Consider the following 16,874-nt stretch of genomic DNA (forward strand, 5'->3'; position numbering starts at 1 on the left):
GTGCGCATCGGCATGATCTGCCCCTATTCCTTCGACGCCCCGGGAGGCGTCCAGGCCCACGTGGTGGATCTCACGGAAGAATTGCGTCGACGCGGCCACTCTGTTCGCGTCCTCGCCCCGGGCAGCCCCGGTAGCGCGCCGATATCCGGGATGACACTGACCGGGCCGGGCGTCCCGATCCCCTACAACGGGTCCGTCGCCCGCCTCAGCTTCGGCCCCGCGACCTGGCGAGCCACCCGCCAGTGGCTCCGCGAGCAACCACTCGACATCCTGCACATCCACGAACCCAACGCGCCGGGTGTCGGAATGTTCGCGCTGGCGATGTCCTCCGGCCCCATCACGGCGACGTTCCACACGTCCACGACCGGGTCGATGATCCTCGGCGCCGCAGACGGCGTCTTGGCCCCGCTACTCGAGAAGATCCGGGGGAGGATCGCGGTGTCGTCCCTGGCCCGGCGCTGGCAGATGGAGGCACTGGGCTCTGACGCCGTGGAGATCCCCAACGGGGTGGACGTGGCCGCGTTCGACAACGTCGACACCTCAGCGGAGCCGACCGACGCACCCACCGTGGCGTTCCTCGGCCGATACGACGAACCCCGGAAGGGGATGGGTGTGCTCGCCGCAGCGCTCGCGACCGTCCTACTGGACGTCTCGGACCTGCGCCTGCGGATCATGGGTGACGGGGACGAGCGGGCTCTACGCGCCCGACTGCCCGCGGGGATGGACGTGGAGTTCCTCGGCCGAGTGGACGACACCCGCAAGGCCGCGGTCCTCGCCGCTGCGGACGTCTACTGCGCTCCCAACACCGGGGGCGAGAGTTTTGGCATCGTCCTGGTGGAGGCCATGGCCGCCGGGACCGCCGTAGTGGCTTCCGACCTCGACGCGTTCCGCCGGGTCCTGCGGGACGGTGACTGCGGAGAACTCGCTGCGGTGGGTGACCCAGGCGACCTCGCGGCCGCGCTGACGAGGGTCCTCACCGATCCCGCGCGCCGCGCCCACCTCTGTGCCCGCGGTCGAGAGGCGGTCCGAGAGTACGACTGGCCTGTCGTCGCCGACAGGGTGGTGCGCGTCTACGAAACCATCCGCGGGCCGGGGGAGACGCTCCGTGTCCGTTGAGCTGGTCGTCCTCGTCGTCGTCACCATCGCCGCACTCGGCGCGCTGCTCACCGCGTATCTCACCGCGCACCGGCTGGACCGGCTCCACATCCGCACAGACCTCGCCCGCGCAGCCCTGGCCGGGACCCTGGAGCGGCGGCACACCGTCGCCGCCGCCGTCGTCCGCGAACTCTCAGAGCGGGATCCGGCCGTGGCAGAACGGCTCGCGCGGGTCCTCGCCGCCGCCCGGGCCCACCCGCCGGGCGCAATCACCAGGCCGGACCCCGCGCCATACCCGGACCACCGCCGTCACGCTGACACCGATGGCCCTCCCGACGACCACACCGGACCCGAAGCCGAACTCGCGGAGAATACCCTCGGCGTGGTGCTGTCAGGGGTCGACACCGACGCCCTACCCGACGACCTGAGCGCCGAGTTGGAGGACGCCACCGACCGCGTCTCCATGGCGCGTCGCTTCTACAACGACGCCGTACGCGACACCCGTAGTCTGCGCGAACAGGCCCCGGTCCGCGTCCTGAGACTTGCTGGCCGAGCCCCGATGCCCGGGTACGTCGAGCTCGTCGACGCCCCGCCGCCGCGCGACTGAGACACCCCGCTGGGGCCGCGGTTGGGGCGTCGGGGTGAGGGCGACCTACACTTGACCCCTACTACACGTCGTCTGAGCCAGGAAGGCCTATTTCGTGAGCGAGCCGCAGTCCAGCGAGAACACCACAGGAACCGCACGCGTCAAGCGAGGTATGGCCGAGATGCTCAAGGGCGGCGTCATCATGGACGTCGTGACCGCCGACCAGGCGAAGATCGCAGAGGACGCCGGCGCCGTCGCCGTCATGGCCCTCGAGCGCGTTCCCGCTGACATCCGGGCCCAGGGCGGCGTCGCCCGAATGAGCGACCCCGACCTCATCGACGGGATCATCGAAGCCGTCTCCATTCCCGTCATGGCCAAGGCGCGCATCGGACATTTCGTCGAGGCCCAGATCCTCCAGGCCCTCGGTGTGGACTACGTCGACGAGTCCGAGGTCCTCACCCCGGCGGACTACACCAATCACATCGACAAGTTCGCCTTCACCGTGCCGTTCGTCTGCGGGGCCACCAACCTCGGCGAGGCACTGCGCCGCATCACCGAGGGCGCGGCAATGATCCGGTCAAAGGGCGAGGCCGGTACCGGCGACGTGTCCAATGCCACCACCCACATGCGGCAGATACGGCAGCAGATCCGCAAGCTGCAGAGCCTGCCGAAGGACGAGCTGTACGTGGCGGCCAAAGAGCTCCAGGCACCCTACGAGCTGGTCAAGGAGGTCGCCGAGAAGGGCAAGCTCCCCGTGGTTCTGTTCACCGCCGGCGGCATCGCAACCCCGGCCGACGCCGCGATGATGATGCAGCTCGGTGCCGAGGGCGTCTTCGTCGGTTCCGGCATCTTCAAGTCCGGCAACCCGTCAGATCGCGCGAAGGCGATCGTCAAGGCCACCACCTTCCACGACGACCCCGAGATGCTCGCCAATATTTCCCGCGGGCTCGGAGAAGCAATGGTCGGCATCAACGTCGACGACATCCCGGAGCCGCACCGGCTCGCCGAGCGGGGCTGGTGAGCCGCGGGTGGCGAAGATCGAGGACATCCTCGAGATCGAGCGGATAGACCGCGACCTCTACCGGGGCCCGGCTATCCGCACGCACCTGCAGCGGACCTTCGGCGGGCAGGTGGCCGGACAGACCCTCGTCGCCGCCGTCCGGACCGTGGACGAGGACAAGCAGGTCCACTCCTTGCACGGGTACTTCATCCGGCCTGGAATCCCTGACGTGCCGACCGTGTTCCAGGTCGACCGCCTGCGGGACGGCCGCAGTTTCGCCACCCGACGTGTGACCGCCATCCAGGAGGGGGAGCCGATCTTCTCCATGTCGGCGTCCTTTCACCTCGTCGACCAGGAGGGTATCGAGCACCAGGACACGATGCCCCGGGTCGTGGGGCCCGAGGAGATCGAGGTCCCCGATCTCAAGGACCTCGACGAGGACCACCGCATCTTCGTCGACGAATGGGCCCAGTGGGACATCCGGATCGTCCCCCGGGACCGACTGGAGACCAATTCGGCCCTCGCCTCCCAACAGCGGGTGTGGTTCCGCAGCGTCGACACGTTGCCGGACGACCCCAACTTCCACGTGTGCACACTCGCGTACATGTCGGATATGACTTTGCTGGGCTCGGCCAAGGTCCCCCACCCCGAGGAACCCACCCAAGACGCATCGCTCGACCACGCCATGTGGTTCATGCGACCGTTCCGGGCGGACGACTGGTTGCTCTACGACCAGACCTCACCGTCGGCCTCGGCCGGGCGCGCCCTCACTCAGGGCCGAATCTTCGACCGCTCCGGCAGACTCGTCGCCGCCGTCACCCAGGAAGGCCTGTCTCGGCGCCTGCGCCCGGGGGCGAGGTCGTTCCCGGTGAACGCGACCGACGACCCGACGACGAAGTGAGCCCGGACGCCCCGACCGTCGGCGTCCTCGCGCTACAGGGTGACGTCATCGAACACATCCGTCATCTGGAGTCCGTGGGAGCGCGGGCCGTTCCCGTCCGCCGACGCTCCGAACTCGACTCCGTGGACGGGCTTATCCTCCCCGGCGGGGAGTCCACCGCAATGAGCCGGCTGCTCGACGTGTACGAGATGTACGAGCCGGTCGCGGACCGGATCTCCAGGGGTATGCCCGTCTACGGCTCGTGCGCGGGCATGATCTTGCTGGCAACGGCCGTACTGGATACCCGGGCCGACGCCACCTGGTTCTCCGCGATCGACATGACCGTCCGTCGAAACGCCTTCGGACGGCAGGTCGACTCGTTCGAGGCAGACCTTGTCGTCGAAGCATTCGGCGCCGACCCGCTACGGACGGTGTTCATCCGCGCCCCGTGGGTCGAGTCCCTCGGCCCCGACGTGGAAGTACTCGCCGAAGTCCGCGCCTCCGACGGCCGGGACCACGTGGTCGCGGTTCGCCAGGGCAACGCCTTGGCGACCTCCTTCCACCCCGAGGTGACCGACGACGTTCGCGTCCACGAGTACTTCCTCGACATGGTGCGGCAGGCAACCTCGTAGACTGGGCGGTCAGCGAGACATCGCACCGGATCCACCGCACGGTGGGACCGGTCTGACACCCCCGGAGGGCGGAACATCCATGGCAGGCCATTCCAAGTGGGCCACCACCAAGCACAAGAAGGCGGCGATCGACGCCAAACGCGGCAAGCTTTTCGCCAAGCTCGTGAAGAACATCGAGGTGGCGGCCCGCACGGGCGGCGGTGACCCGGCCGGCAACCCCACGCTCTACGACGCCATCCAGAAGGCCAAGAAGAACTCCGTTCCCGCCGACAATGTCGAGCGGGCCCGCAAGCGCGGCGCCGGCGAAGAGGCGGGCGGCGCCGAGTGGGAGACCATCATGTACGAGGGTTACGGCCCGAACGGCGTGGCCCTGCTCATCGAGTGTCTGACCGACAACCGCAATCGCGCCGCTGGCGAAGTGCGCACAGCCATGACCCGCAACGGCGGCAACCTCGCCGATCCGGGTTCTGTCGCTTACCTTTTCACCCGCAAGGGCGAGATCCTGCTGGACAAGGGCGAGCTCGAAGAGGACGACGTCCTCATGGCCGTGCTCGAGGCCGGAGCCGAGGAGGTCAACGACCTCGGCGAGCAGTTCGAGGTGGTCTGCGAACCGACGGATCTCGTCCAGGTGCGCACAGCACTCCAGGACGCCGGCATCGACTACGAGTCCGCTGAATCCGGATTCCGCGCGTCGGTCGAGGTATCCGTAGACGCGGAGGGCGCGACCAAGGTCTTCAAGCTCATCGACGCACTCGAAGACTCCGACGACGTTCAGAACGTCTACTCGAACCTCGACGTGCCGGACGACGTGCTGGCGGCCTTGAACGAGTGAGGAGCGGGCCACTGGTAGGGTCTCGAACGTAGGTTCTACCAATGGTCGGCGAAAGGTCGCTATGCGCGTCATGGGTGTGGACCCGGGGCTGACCCGGTGCGGGCTCGCCTTGATCGAGACCGAACCGGGTCGTGCCGTCACGGCTCTGGACGTCGACGTTGTACGCACAACAGCTCAGCAGAAATTGGAACATCGTCTGCGAGCCGTTCACGCGATGGCAGACGAGTGGATGGAGATCCACCGCCCAGATGTGATCGCCATCGAACGGGTCTTCGCGCAGAACCAGGTCTCCACTGCCATGGGCACAGCCCAGGCGGCAGGTGTGGTGGCGCTGGCCGCCGCCTACCGGGACATCCCTGTGGCTTTCCACACCCCGTCGGAGGTCAAGGCGGCCATCACCGGCAGCGGCCGGGCGGATAAGAAGCAGATGACTCTGATGATCACGAGGATCCTCGGGCTGCAGAAACCTCCGAGCCCAGCAGATGCTGCGGATGCCCTGGCGCTGGCTGTATGCCACAGCTGGCGTGCCCCGATGCAGGGACGGGTGGCCTCACACGACGGGCACATCGCGCGATCACGCGCCGGGTTCGAGTCGAAGGTCGCGGCAGCGCGAGAGGCGGCTGCGTCGACTGCACACGGGGGCCGCAGCGCGGCAGCCGATCAGGAGCGGGCCCGCGCCGCGGCCCGGGGCATGGCGCGGACGAAGGGAGTGCGCTGGTGATCGCCTCGATCAGAGGGACGGTGGCCGAGATTGGCCTGGACCGCTGCGTGGTGGAGACCGGCGGGGTCGGAGTGCTCGTGCACGCGACCCCGGCCGCGTTGGCGGGTCTGCGCCGGGGTGCCGAGGGCATGCTCCACACCGAATTGGTCGTACGCGAGGACTCGCTGACCCTCTACGGATTCGACTCGGTGGACGCGCGGCAGTTGTTCCTCACTGTGCAGACCGTATCTGGCGTCGGACCCCGATTGGCCCTGGCGATCGTCGCCACCCTCGAGCCGGAGGACCTCGTCAGAGCCCTGGGCGCCGGGGATGTCAAGGCGTTGACCCGGGTTCCCGGGGTGGGCAAGCGGACGGCCGAACGCATGGTCTTGGAACTCAAGGACAAGGTCGGGCCCGTGACGGCCGGCCGGCCCGAGGGTTCGCCGGTCGGCGCCGCCCGAACCTCGGCGGCGACCGAGGTGGCCGATGCCCTCGAGGGCTTGGGCTTCTCCGCGGCAGAGGCGGAGAAGACCGCGACCTCGGTGCTCGCGGCGGAGCCCGAACTTGACCCGGCACAGGCGCTGCGACTGGCCCTCAAGTCCCTCGGTAAGCGCTGATGGGGGCACAGTTAGACCCACCCGGTGACGAGTACACCCTGGACACCGACGTGGGCGCAGGTGGGGAATCAGAACTGTCCGCGTCCGTGACCCCGTTTGATACCGACGTCGAAGGCGCGCTCCGGCCTCGAAACCTCAATGAGTTCATCGGGCAGGAGACAGTTCGCGAACAACTCGATCTCGTACTCACGGCCGCGACTCGTCGCGGTGTCGTCCCAGACCACCTGCTCTTCTCCGGGCCACCCGGGTTGGGTAAGACCAGTCTCGCGATGATCGTGGCGGCTGAACTCGGCGGTTCATTGCGGATCACCTCAGGGCCCGCCCTCGAACGTCCCGGTGACCTGGCCGCGATGCTGTCCAACCTCATCGAGGGCGACGTACTGTTCATCGACGAGATCCACCGGATCGCCCGCCCCGCTGAGGAGATGCTCTATCTCGCGATGGAGGACTTCCGGATCGACATCATGGTGGGCAAGGGCCCCGGCGCCACCTCGATCCCCCTGGAGATCGCGCCGTTCACGCTGGTCGGCGCCACCACTCGATCCGGTGCACTCACCGGCCCGTTGCGCGACCGGTTCGGGTTCACCGCGCACATGGATTTCTACACTGACGCTGACCTTGCGCGGATCGTCACCCGCGCCGCGGAAATTCTCGCCATTCCCGTGGACCCCGACGCCGCACTGGAAATCGCGGGTCGATCGCGGGGCACGCCCAGGATTGCGAACCGGCTTCTGCGGCGGGTTCGGGACTTCGCCGAAGTCAGAGCCGACGGCCGGATCACCGTCCCCGTCGCCAGAGCAGCGCTCGAGGTGTACGAGGTGGACGAACTGGGGCTCGACCGGCTCGACCGCGCGGTCCTCCGTGCACTGCTCATCCAGCACGAGGGCGGGCCCGTCGGGTTGAGCACACTGGCTGTCGCGGTGGGGGAAGAGTCCACCACCCTCGAAGAGGTCTGTGAGCCCTTCCTTGTCCGGGCTGGGCTGCTCGCGCGCACCCCACGCGGTCGCACCGCGACAGCAGCAGCGTGGGAGCACCTCCGTCTCACCCGACCCGGCAAGGCCACCGGCGACCCGATGCTGCCGGTCGAGGTCGACCAGGGACCCGGCGGGCGCGACTGATCGCTCGGCTGGCATCCTCGGACCAGGCCGTCCGTGGCCCGGACCCGCCACAAGGACCCGGAACCAGCGGGTACACGTCAGGAGGACCCCAATGGGACTGGAACTACTGCTGCCGTTGATGATCGTCGTACTCATTGTGCTGATGGTCTTGCAGAGTACGAAGCAGCGAAAGGCGCTGAAGACACTGCGGGAGATGCAGGACTCTCTCAAGGTGGGCGACCGGGTGCTCACCACCTCGGGCCTGCACGCGACCATCGTTACCGTGGCCGAGGAGACCCTGGGGCTCGAGATCGCCCCGGGCGTACGCACCCAATGGGACCGGAGGGTCATCCGCGAAAAGCTCGACGCCGGCACGACCCCCGGAGCCGACTCCGGTATGGACGCCGAGGATTCCCGGTAGGCCGCTAACGGCGAGTAGTGTAATGAGGCCGTCCAGCCGGAGGCCCCAGACGAAGACCGAGAGAGATCACCTGTGTCACCAGTTCGTCCTCGCGGCGCCGACGCCCGCCCCAGACCGTGGGCGCTGCTGTCCACCTTCTTCTTGGTGCTGTTCATCCTCTTCCTCGGCGCTTTCGCCGTGGCCGAACGCGGACTGACACCCAAACTGGGAATCGACCTGCAAGGCGGCACCCGCGTCACCCTGATCCCCAAGGGACAGCACGACGACGCAGATCTTCGGCTGGCGCAGGACATCATCCGAGACCGCGTCGACGGTCTGGGCGTGGCCGGGACCACTGTCGTCATCGAGGGCAGCAATATCGTCCTCACAGTCCCCGGGGAGGATTCCAGCCAGGCTCGCGATCTCGGCACCACCTCGCAACTCACGATCCGACCGGTCCTGCAGGTCCAGCCGGTCGCCGAGGGCGACCTCGAACCCGTTCCCGCCGCAAAGGGAGACCGTGCGGCGGTCGCCCGCGAGGTCGACGAGGCACGGAAAGTCCGCCAGGGCGATCCGCAACAGCTCACGCAGACACTCGCGGCGTTCCGTTGCCCGGAACGAGATGTGTTGGCCGGTTTCGACGACCCGTCCCAGGCCCTGATCGCGTGCGGCGATGGCGCCAAGTACGTGCTCGGTCCGGTCCCGTTGCTCATCGACGAACCTGAAGACGGGAAGCGACTCGACGGACAACAGATCGTCAAGGACTCTGTCAGTTCCGGGTTCAACCAGCAGGCCGCAAAGAACGAGGTCTCCTTCCGCTTCAACGCCGGTCCCGGTCAGCAGGGCAGCGCCACCTGGTCCCGCCTGACACAGGAGAACCTTCAGCGACAGATCGCCATCCTCCTCGACGGCCAGGTCATCAGCGCGCCCGTAGTCCAGGGCGTCACCCCGGTGGGTTCGGCCACCTCCATCACCGGGGACTTCACCACCGATGAGGCGGCCTCCCTCGCCGCGAACCTGCGTTATGGCGCTCTGCCCATCTCGTTCGAGGACCCCAACGTCGACAACGTGCCCGCATCCCTCGGCCTGGCCTCGCTCGAGGCCGGCCTACTCGCCGGCGCAATCGGCTTCCTGCTGGTGCTCGCCTACTCAGTCGTCTTCTATCGGCTCCTCGGCGTGCTGGCATTCATCTCGCTACTCCTGTCTTTCGTGCTCACCTACGTCCTGCTGGTCTTCCTCGGCTATACGGTCGATTACAGCCTCGACCTCGCTGGCATCGCGGGCCTGGTTATCGGAATCGGCATGACGGCCGATTCCTACGTGGTGTTCTTCGAGCGCATCAAGGACGAGCTACGGGAGGGCCACAGGTTCAGATCCGCCGTCCCGCGGGCGTGGAAGAGCGCCAGCCGCACGATCGTCACCGGCAACATGGTCAGTCTCATCGGTGCCGTCGTGCTCTACTTGTTGGCCAGCGGCGAGGTTCGTGGGTTCGCATTCACCCTCGGGCTGACCACCGTCATGGACGTGCTCGTCGCATTCACTGTGACCTGGCCGCTCGTCTACCTGGCCTCCACCAGGCCCCTCTTCGCCAAAACCTGGGCGAATGGAATGGGGAGGATGGAGAACATCCAGGCGGCCGCAGCGGAACAACGTCGCCACGATCGCAAGGTCGACCAGGTGACCGAGCAGGACCGCGACCGTGGGGTCACTGCGGCCATCCGTGGCCCGGTGGGAGACACGATCACCGGGCCACGCACCGAGCGCCCCGCCACCGATGAGGAGGAGGGCCGATGAGTACCCCCACCCCGACCGCTACCGAGGGCGGCACCGCGGTGCGCCCGGACCGCGCCGACAGCCTGTTCACCCGGCTCTACACAGGGACCGGGGCGTTCGGCATCGTCCCTAATCGCCGCAAGTTCTACATCCTGACGATCCTGATCGTCACGGTGTGTCTGGCGAGCATCATCTTCCGCGGCTTCAGCTTCGGCATCGACTTCACGGGCGGCACGAAGCTCACGATGCCCGCCGGCGACATCGACAAGGACCGCGTGGCGGTCGTGGTCGAAGAGTCGGTAGGCGAGGAACCCCAGATGGTCCAGATCGTCGGCGCCGGCAATTCCCGGATCGTCGAGGTCGAGACACGGTTCCTCGACACCGACGAGATCCTCGCCGCGAAGAACGCCCTCTACGACGAGTTCCATCCCGTCACCGCGGACGGGGTCGCGTCGATCGAGGCAATCGGCGACTCCGCGCGCAGTGAGAGCTGGGGAGGGCAGGTCACCAAGAACGCCCTCATCGCGCTCGGGGTCTTCCTCGTGATCGTGTTCGGTTACATCGCCTTCCGCTTCGAGTGGCAGATGGCCACCGCCGCCGTCGTCGCGCTCCTGTACGACGTGGTGACCACTGCGGGCGTCTATTCGATCGTCGGCTTCGAGGTCACCCCCGCCACCGTGATCGGCCTGCTGGCAATCCTCGGTTTCTCGCTGTACGACACGGTGGTCGTGTTCGACAAGGTCGAGGAGAACACCCGAGGGATAAGGCACACCGCCAGTCGCACCTACGCCGAAGAGGCGAATCTGGGCGTCAACCAGACGCTCATGCGGTCCATCCACACCACCGTCATCGGTGTCCTGCCGCTGCTCTCCCTGGTGGTCATCGCGGTGATTATCCTGGGAGTCGGAACGCTGCAGGACCTCGCACTCGTGCAGATGGTTGGCATCATCACCGGCACCTTCTCCTCGGTCTTCCTCGCCACGCCACTGCTGGTGACTCTGAAGAACCGTGACCCCGAAATCAGACGGCAGACCGCCAAGGTCCTCGCCCGACGCGAGAAATCCGAGGCCAACGCATGACCGAGTCAGCCCTCACCCACGTCTCGCCGACGATCAGTTCGGCCGTGGAGCGCCTGATGCGTCGCGTCGAGGACTTCCCGTCCGCGGGCGTCCAATTCTGCGACCTGACACCAGTCCTTGCCGATGCCGACGGCTTCGACGCGGTCGTCGCCGGGCTCATCGCCGGCCACGAGATCGGCACCGTCGACTACGTCGCCGGACTCGATGCCCGCGGGTTCCTGCTGGCCGGGGCAGTGGCCGTGCGCCTCCACACGGGGGTCTTGGCCGTGCGAAAGGCGGGCAAGCTACCACCTCCGGTGCACTCGCGTTCCTACGAACTCGAGTACGGCGCCGCCACATTGGAACTTCCCGCCGACGGTCTCGACCTGAGCGGCAAGCGTGTTCTCGTCGTCGACGACGTCCTCGCCACCGGGGGAACGCTGACCGCTGCAGTGGGACTGCTGGAGGACTGTGGCGCACTCGTCGTGGGACTGTCCGTGGTGCTCGAGGTACCCGGCCTCGGGGGCCGGGATAGACTGGCCGGCACACCGCTGACCTGCCTCACGGTCGCGTGACCGCCGGCCGTTCCTGACGGCCCGGAACTGGAGGGAGGAGCCGGAGATGACCCAGCGGCAGGAGCCCGCCGGACAGTCGGGCCTGGGTGACTCACCCGAACAGAAGCCCCAGCCCCCGACCCAGCCCCTCCCGGTGATCCCGGGCACTCGCCCCTCCGCTGGGAGGCGCGTCCGCGCACGGTGGGCCCGGCGGCTCACATCCGGGCTGACCGTGACCTCCACACCGGCGGTTCTCGAACCGTTGGTGCGCGTCCATCGCATCCACCACCCCAAGGCCGACGTCGGCCTGCTGACCCGGGCGTACTCTCTGGCCGAGAAGCAACACGACGGCGTCTACCGCAAGTCCGGGGACCCCTACATCACCCACCCGCTTGCGGTGGCCACCATCTGCGCAGAGATGGGAATGGACACCACCACCCTCGTCGCCGCGTTGCTCCACGACACGGTGGAGGACACGGACTACTCGCTCGAGAGCCTCGAGGCCGACTTCGGGGGAGAGGTCGCGCACCTGGTCGACGGGGTGACCAAACTCGACAAGGTCGACTTCGGCGAGGCCGCCGAGGCGGAGACCATCCGCAAGATGATCATCGCGATGGCGCACGACCCGCGAGTCCTGGTGATCAAGGTGGCCGACCGTTTGCATAATATGCGCACGATGCGGTTCCTGCCGCCCGAGAAACAGGTCAAGAAGGCTCAAGAGACGCTCGAGGTGATCGCCCCGCTCGCGCACCGACTCGGTATGGCCACGATCAAATGGGAACTCGAGGACCTCGCGTTCGCGATCCTCGAGCCGAAGAAATACCAGGAGATAGTTCGGCTCGTGGCCGACCGCGCACCCAGCCGCGACGTTTACCTGGGAACGGTCACCAACCGAGTCAAGTCAGAGCTCGAGAAAGCCCACATCCAGGCTCGGGTCGAGGGCCGTCCCAAACACTACTGGTCGATAAACCAGAAGATGATCGTCCGGGGCCGCGAATTCGACGAGATCCACGACCTCGTAGGTATCCGCGTTCTGTGTGAAGACGTCCGCGACTGCTATGCGGCCATCGGTGTCGTCCACTCGACATGGAAACCGATGCCCGGTCGGTTCAAGGACTACATCGCCCAGCCCCGCTTCGGTGTCTACCGCTCGTTGCACACCACCGTAATCGGGCCCGACGGCAAGCCGCTCGAGATCCAGATCCGCACCCACGAGATGCACCGCAACGCGGAATACGGCATCGCGGCGCATTGGCGCTACAAGGAGACCCGCGGGAAGCACAACGGTAACCCCGCCGAGGTCGACGAGATGGCGTGGATGCGCCAACTGCTCAGCTGGCAGCGCGAGGCGGCCGACCCCGGCGAGTTCCTTGACTCACTGCGCTTCGAGATGACCAGTAAGGAGATTTTCGTCTTCACCCCCAAGGGGGACGTCATCAACCTGCCGGTCGGCGCCACCCCCGTGGACTTCGCCTATGCGGTCCACACGGAGGTCGGTCACCGTTGCATCGGTGCGCGGGTCAACGGCAAACTCGTCGCTCTCGAACGCCCGCTGGAGAACGGCGAGGTCGTGGAGGTATTTACCTCCAAGGACCTCAATGCCGGCCCCAGTCTGGATTGGCAGAAATTCGTGGTTTCCGGCCGCGCCAAGAGTTCGATCAGGCAGTGGTTCGCCAAGGAACGCCGCGAGGAGGCTCTGGAGAAGGGCAAGGACCTCATCACCCGCGAGGTCCGCCGCGGCGGGGTCCCCGTTCACCGCGTCTTCTCAAACGAGTCGCTGGCCGGGGTGTCCCGCGAACTCGGGTTCGCCGACGTCACTGCGCTCTACACGGCCATCGGGGAGAACCATGTCTCCGCCAAGACCGTGGTGAGCCGTCTCATCGCGGCCCACGGCGGTGTCGACGAGGTTACCGAGGAACTCGCTGACCGCTCCCGCGACAAGTCCATCTCCACACCGCGCCCCACGTCCTCGGGTGCGGGCGTCCTCGTCGGTGGCGTAGAAGACGTCCATGCCAAATTGGCCCGCTGCTGTACCCCGGTCCCCGGGGACCAGATTCTGGGTTTCATCACGCGCGGCGGCACGGTCAGTGTGCACCGGACAGACTGCACCAACGCCTCCAACCTGCATCGGGAACCAGAGCGACTGGTCAAGGTCGAGTGGGCGCCCCAGCCAGGCGCAGTCTTCCTCGTTGCCATCCAGGTGGAGGCGCTCGACCGCCACCGCCTCCTGTCTGACGTCACGAAGGTGCTGGCCGACGAGAAGGTCAACATCCTGTCCGCGTCGGTTCAGACCGCGAGTGACGACAGGGTGGCGATCTCCCGGTTCACCTTCGAGATGGCCGATCCCAAACACCTGGGGCATGTCCTGGGTGCCGTCCGGAAGGTCGAGGGCGTTTTCGACGTTTACCGGATGACCTCGAACTAGGTGTCGGCCCCGGCGACCGTGCCGGGGACCGCGGGGCATTGTGGGACGAGTCGGCCCCGGCCAGGAGGCCGGGGCCGGGTCTCACAACCGAAGCCGCGGGATCAATTCTCGGGCAAGCCCTCCTGAGCGCCGACCGTAACCTTCTCGATGACGACAGGACGACGGGGCACCTCGGAGTCCGGATTCGACTGGTCGTCGCTCTTCGTTCCCGTCTTGGCGATCTTGTCGAGGACCTTGAGGCCGGCGTCGCCGATCGTGCCCATGACCGAGTACTCGGGCGGCAGCATGGAGTCCTCGTACACGAGGAAGAACTGGCTCCCGGCACTGTTCGGCGCCTGCGATTTGGCCATGGCGACGGTGCCGCGCGGATAGACCGACATCCCGGATCCGTCCTCGGCCACGGGCAGATCAGTCGGCGGCTCGTCCACGACCGAGTAACCGGGGCCCGAGAGACCGGTGCCGGTCGGATCGCCGCACTGCAGGACGGAGAGCTGCGACTCCTTCCGACCGATGGTCAGGCGATGACACTTGGTGTCGTCGAAGTACTGCTGCTGGGCTAGGTGCACGAAACTCTCGACATTGCACGGGGCGCCTTCCCGGTCGAGGACCAGCGGGATCTCGCCGCTGCCGGTAGTGATGGTGATGTCCGCCGTGCCCTTTCGGGGCTGATCACCGCTCGGGGGCTCCACCTCCCGCTTGGACTTCTCGACCTCGTCCACCTGCGCGTTGAAGCGGCGCGCCTCGGCGACGACCTCCGGCCCCTGGTCCTGGAACTGGGCCGGATCGACCTTCTCTACAGGGCTGGTGTCCTGCGGGTACTCGCAGGTGATCCAATTGGCGGCGTACTCCTCGGCCCGAGCCTGCTCCGCCTTGTTCCAGACAACGACGCCCACGATCCCGAGCAGAACGACCACCACGACCGAGGCCCCGGCGATCTTCAACTGCTTCTCGCGGCGGGCCTGCGCCTCCATCTGCTCGCGCAAGCGTTGGCGCGCCTCGGCTCGGCGTTCCTGGTTGGTGGACACTGACCCTCCTGGGGACCTGGACTAGGCTGGAACGGTCGGGCGGATCGTACGGTGAGTCTCCTTGGCGGAGACATCACGGCGGTCAAGCCCAGGGTCCTTGTCTACCAGGTCGGGCAGTGGCGGCCGAACGCCACTCCGGTGTCAGGCTCCGTTGCCCCGGCACTGGGCGCCAAATGGCGCCGACCGTATGAGAAAGGGAGTGCGGGACGTGCAGATCGTCGGTTTCCCCGCCGGAATGTTCCAGACCAACTGCTACATCGTGGCGGACGACGCGGGGGACTGCGTGATCGTCGACCCGGGCCAGGACGCGGAGGAGCAGGTCCGCCGTCAGATTTCCGAATCAGGGCTCCGGCCGCGTGCGGTCCTGCTCACCCACGGTCACCTCGACCACATCTGGAACGCTCAACAGGTGGCGGATCATTACGGTGTTCCCGCCTACATCCACCCCGATGACCGCCCAATGCTCTCCGATCCGGGCAGGGGACTCTCCCTCGACCTGTCTGCGATGCTCAAGGACGTCACCTTCACCGAGCCGACCGAGGTCATCGAAGTTTTTGACGGGGACACACTGCAATTCGGATCGATGACGTTCGACGTGGATCACGTCCCGGGCCACAGCCCCGGATCGGTCTCCTTCCGGATCATCGTGCAGACCGAGGAGGGACCCCGAATGGTCGTGCTCGGGGGGGACGTACTGTTCCAAGACGGCGTGGGCCGCACCGATCTGCCGGCAGGCGATACCGAGATCCTGATGCAATCCATCGCCAAGAAGTTCCTCGTCCTCGACGACGACGCGGTCGTCCTGCCAGGACACGGACCGTCCACCACCATCGGCCGCGAGCGGCGATCCAACCCGTTCCTTCGCGACCTCTAGCCCCACCAGCAACCCCGACCCTCGAGACCCAAGGACCACCCACCAGTGACCGCAACCGAGAAGAAGACCGCGATCAAGGCACCCAAGGGAGTACCCGACTACGTTCCCCCTGCCTCTGCCGGGTTCGTCGCCGTGCGGGACGCCATCACCACCGCTGCCCGTCGCGCCGGATACGGGCACATCGAGTTGCCCGTATTCGAGGACACCGCACTGTTCGCCCGCGGCGTGGGGGAGTCGACTGATGTGGTGTCCAAGGAGATGTACACCTTCTCCGACCGGGGTGGCCGCAGTGTCACCCTGCGCCCCGAGGGCACCGCAGGAGTCATGCGTGCGGTGATCGAACACGGCCTGGACCGCGGGCAGCTCCCGGTCAAACTCCGCTACTCGGGACCGTTCTTCCGGTACGAGCGCCCCCAAGCCGGGCGTTACCGCCAGCTCCAACAGGTGGGCATCGAGGCGATCGGCGTCGACGACCCGGCGTTGGATGCGGAAGTGATCGCCGTGGCGGACGAGGCGTTCCGGGCTCTCGGTCTCACCGGGTTCCGCCTCGAGCTCACGTCGCTGGGTGACGAGACCTGCCGACCCGAGTACCGAGAGCGTCTGCAGAACTTCCTCGCCGGACTGGACCTCGACGAGGCGACCCGGGAACGCGCGCGGATCAACCCGCTTCGTGTTCTCGACGACAAGCGCCCCGAGGTCCGCGCCCAGCTCGCGGACGCGCCGCTGATGATCGATCATCTGTCGGACGCCAGCGCCGAACACTTCGCGAACGTGCGCTCCCACCTGGACGCACTCGGCGTCGCCTACGAGATCAACCCCCGCATGGTCCGAGGCCTGGACTACTACACCAAGACGACTTTCGAATTCGTGCACGACGGGCTGGGCGCCCAGTCCGGTATCGGCGGCGGCGGCCGCTATGACGGCTTGATGGAGCAGCTCGGCGGGCAGGCGCTGTCCGGCATCGGGTTCGGTATCGGTGTGGATCGGACTGTTCTCGCGCTTCAGGCCGAGGGGATCGACCCGGCGGATGAGGGACGCGTCGACGTCTACGGCGTCGCGCTCGGCGACCAGGCCAAGGCGGTGCTTGTGCCCGTGCTCGCGGAGTTCCGCCGCAGTGGGCTCCGCGCGGACATGGCTTACGGGGACCGCGGCATGAAGGGCGCATTCAAGGCCGCGGACCGATCCGGAGCGGCTGTCGCCGTCGTCGTCGGGGAGAACGAACTCGCCGCGGGGACGGCCGTGGTGAAGACGATGGCCACTGGCGAGCAGCAGCCGGTGCCGCTCGCGACTGTGGTCGACCACGTCATCAGGGGCGTGGCCCGGTGA

17 protein-coding genes are annotated in these 16,874 nt (G+C 67.1%); 16 read left to right on the top strand and 1 reads right to left on the bottom strand.

Translation table 11 applies throughout. The features are described from left to right. From FQ137_RS10495 to FQ137_RS10560, 14 genes are all read left to right on the top strand, one after another. Window positions 1-1,116: a glycosyltransferase family 4 protein gene (locus tag FQ137_RS10495; RefSeq protein ID WP_149292327.1), complete on the top strand. Its 1,116-nt coding sequence runs from the start codon at window positions 1-3 to the stop codon at window positions 1,114-1,116. Then, window positions 1,106-1,702 carry an NUDIX hydrolase gene (locus FQ137_RS10500; RefSeq protein ID WP_149292328.1) on the top strand — a complete coding sequence of 199 codons (597 nt, stop codon included), beginning with the start codon at window positions 1,106-1,108 and terminating at the stop codon, window positions 1,700-1,702. Before FQ137_RS10495 ends, FQ137_RS10500 begins: the two co-directional genes overlap by 11 nt. Before the next feature lie 94 nt (window positions 1,703-1,796). Continuing rightward, on the top strand, window positions 1,797-2,702 hold the full coding sequence (gene pdxS, locus FQ137_RS10505; RefSeq protein WP_149292329.1) for a pyridoxal 5'-phosphate synthase lyase subunit PdxS: 906 nt from the start codon (window positions 1,797-1,799) through the stop codon (window positions 2,700-2,702). A gap of 7 nt (window positions 2,703-2,709) precedes the next feature. Then, on the top strand, window positions 2,710-3,582 hold the full coding sequence (locus FQ137_RS10510; protein ID WP_149292330.1) for an acyl-CoA thioesterase II: 873 nt from the start codon (window positions 2,710-2,712) through the stop codon (window positions 3,580-3,582). Then, window positions 3,579-4,193 (top strand): pyridoxal 5'-phosphate synthase glutaminase subunit PdxT, encoded by a 615-nt coding sequence (gene pdxT, locus FQ137_RS10515; RefSeq protein ID WP_149292331.1) that lies wholly within the window; start codon window positions 3,579-3,581, stop codon window positions 4,191-4,193. The genes FQ137_RS10510 and pdxT overlap by 4 nt, the downstream gene beginning before the upstream one ends. Before the next feature lie 79 nt (window positions 4,194-4,272). Next, window positions 4,273-5,025 (top strand): YebC/PmpR family DNA-binding transcriptional regulator, encoded by a 753-nt coding sequence (locus FQ137_RS10520; protein WP_149292332.1) that lies wholly within the window; start codon window positions 4,273-4,275, stop codon window positions 5,023-5,025. Between the two features lie 61 nt (window positions 5,026-5,086). Continuing rightward, window positions 5,087-5,746 (top strand): crossover junction endodeoxyribonuclease RuvC, encoded by a 660-nt coding sequence (locus tag FQ137_RS10525; RefSeq protein WP_149292333.1) that lies wholly within the window; start codon window positions 5,087-5,089, stop codon window positions 5,744-5,746. Then, window positions 5,743-6,342: a Holliday junction branch migration protein RuvA gene (ruvA, locus tag FQ137_RS10530; RefSeq protein WP_149292334.1), complete on the top strand. Its 600-nt coding sequence runs from the start codon at window positions 5,743-5,745 to the stop codon at window positions 6,340-6,342. Before FQ137_RS10525 ends, ruvA begins: the two co-directional genes overlap by 4 nt. Continuing rightward, window positions 6,342-7,460: a Holliday junction branch migration DNA helicase RuvB gene (gene ruvB / locus FQ137_RS10535; RefSeq protein WP_255583969.1), complete on the top strand. Its 1,119-nt coding sequence runs from the start codon at window positions 6,342-6,344 to the stop codon at window positions 7,458-7,460. The genes ruvA and ruvB overlap by 1 nt, the downstream gene beginning before the upstream one ends. A 91-nt stretch (window positions 7,461-7,551) precedes the next feature. Continuing rightward, the gene (yajC, locus tag FQ137_RS10540; protein WP_149292335.1) at window positions 7,552-7,860 is read left to right on the top strand and encodes a preprotein translocase subunit YajC; all 309 of its coding nucleotides are present in this window, start codon (window positions 7,552-7,554) and stop codon (window positions 7,858-7,860) included. A 72-nt stretch (window positions 7,861-7,932) separates the two neighbouring features. Then, window positions 7,933-9,633 carry a protein translocase subunit SecD gene (gene secD, locus FQ137_RS10545; RefSeq protein ID WP_255583972.1) on the top strand — a complete coding sequence of 567 codons (1,701 nt, stop codon included), beginning with the start codon at window positions 7,933-7,935 and terminating at the stop codon, window positions 9,631-9,633. Beyond that, window positions 9,630-10,691 (top strand): protein translocase subunit SecF, encoded by a 1,062-nt coding sequence (gene secF, locus FQ137_RS10550; RefSeq protein ID WP_149292336.1) that lies wholly within the window; start codon window positions 9,630-9,632, stop codon window positions 10,689-10,691. The genes secD and secF overlap by 4 nt, the downstream gene beginning before the upstream one ends. Continuing rightward, window positions 10,688-11,245 carry an adenine phosphoribosyltransferase gene (locus FQ137_RS10555; RefSeq protein ID WP_149292337.1) on the top strand — a complete coding sequence of 186 codons (558 nt, stop codon included), beginning with the start codon at window positions 10,688-10,690 and terminating at the stop codon, window positions 11,243-11,245. Before secF ends, FQ137_RS10555 begins: the two co-directional genes overlap by 4 nt. 46 nt (window positions 11,246-11,291) lie before the next feature. Next, entirely contained in the window at window positions 11,292-13,649 is a 2,358-nt protein-coding gene (locus FQ137_RS10560; protein WP_149292338.1) for a bifunctional (p)ppGpp synthetase/guanosine-3',5'-bis(diphosphate) 3'-pyrophosphohydrolase, read from the top strand. 101 nt (window positions 13,650-13,750) lie between these two features. On the opposite strand, the gene FQ137_RS10565 is transcribed toward FQ137_RS10560, so the two are convergent. Further along, a complete protein-coding gene (locus tag FQ137_RS10565) occupies window positions 13,751-14,674 on the bottom strand; it encodes a peptidylprolyl isomerase (protein WP_149292339.1) in 924 nt (307 codons plus the stop codon). Window positions 14,675-14,882: 208 nt separating this feature from the next. Here FQ137_RS10565 and FQ137_RS10570 point away from each other — a divergent pair, with 208 nt between their 5' ends. Continuing rightward, on the top strand, window positions 14,883-15,548 hold the full coding sequence (locus FQ137_RS10570; RefSeq protein WP_149292789.1) for an MBL fold metallo-hydrolase: 666 nt from the start codon (window positions 14,883-14,885) through the stop codon (window positions 15,546-15,548). A 45-nt stretch (window positions 15,549-15,593) separates the two neighbouring features. Further along, window positions 15,594-16,874 (top strand): histidine--tRNA ligase, encoded by a 1,281-nt coding sequence (gene hisS / locus FQ137_RS10575; protein ID WP_149292340.1) that lies wholly within the window; start codon window positions 15,594-15,596, stop codon window positions 16,872-16,874.

This window comes from Dietzia sp. ANT_WB102 (genome assembly GCF_008369165.1).
GTDB lineage: Bacteria > Actinomycetota > Actinomycetes > Mycobacteriales > Mycobacteriaceae > Dietzia.

Coding starts and splice junctions, on each gene's coding strand:
- FQ137_RS10525 (WP_149292333.1), top strand. CDS start 5,087: ATGCGCGTCATGGGTGTGGACCCGGGGCTGACCCGGTGCGGGCTCGCC.
- secF (WP_149292336.1), top strand. CDS start 9,630: ATGAGTACCCCCACCCCGACCGCTACCGAGGGCGGCACCGCGGTGCGC.
- yajC (WP_149292335.1), top strand. CDS start 7,552: ATGGGACTGGAACTACTGCTGCCGTTGATGATCGTCGTACTCATTGTG.
- FQ137_RS10555 (WP_149292337.1), top strand. CDS start 10,688: ATGACCGAGTCAGCCCTCACCCACGTCTCGCCGACGATCAGTTCGGCC.
- ruvB (WP_255583969.1), top strand. CDS start 6,342: ATGGGGGCACAGTTAGACCCACCCGGTGACGAGTACACCCTGGACACC.
- FQ137_RS10560 (WP_149292338.1), top strand. CDS start 11,292: ATGACCCAGCGGCAGGAGCCCGCCGGACAGTCGGGCCTGGGTGACTCA.
- FQ137_RS10520 (WP_149292332.1), top strand. CDS start 4,273: ATGGCAGGCCATTCCAAGTGGGCCACCACCAAGCACAAGAAGGCGGCG.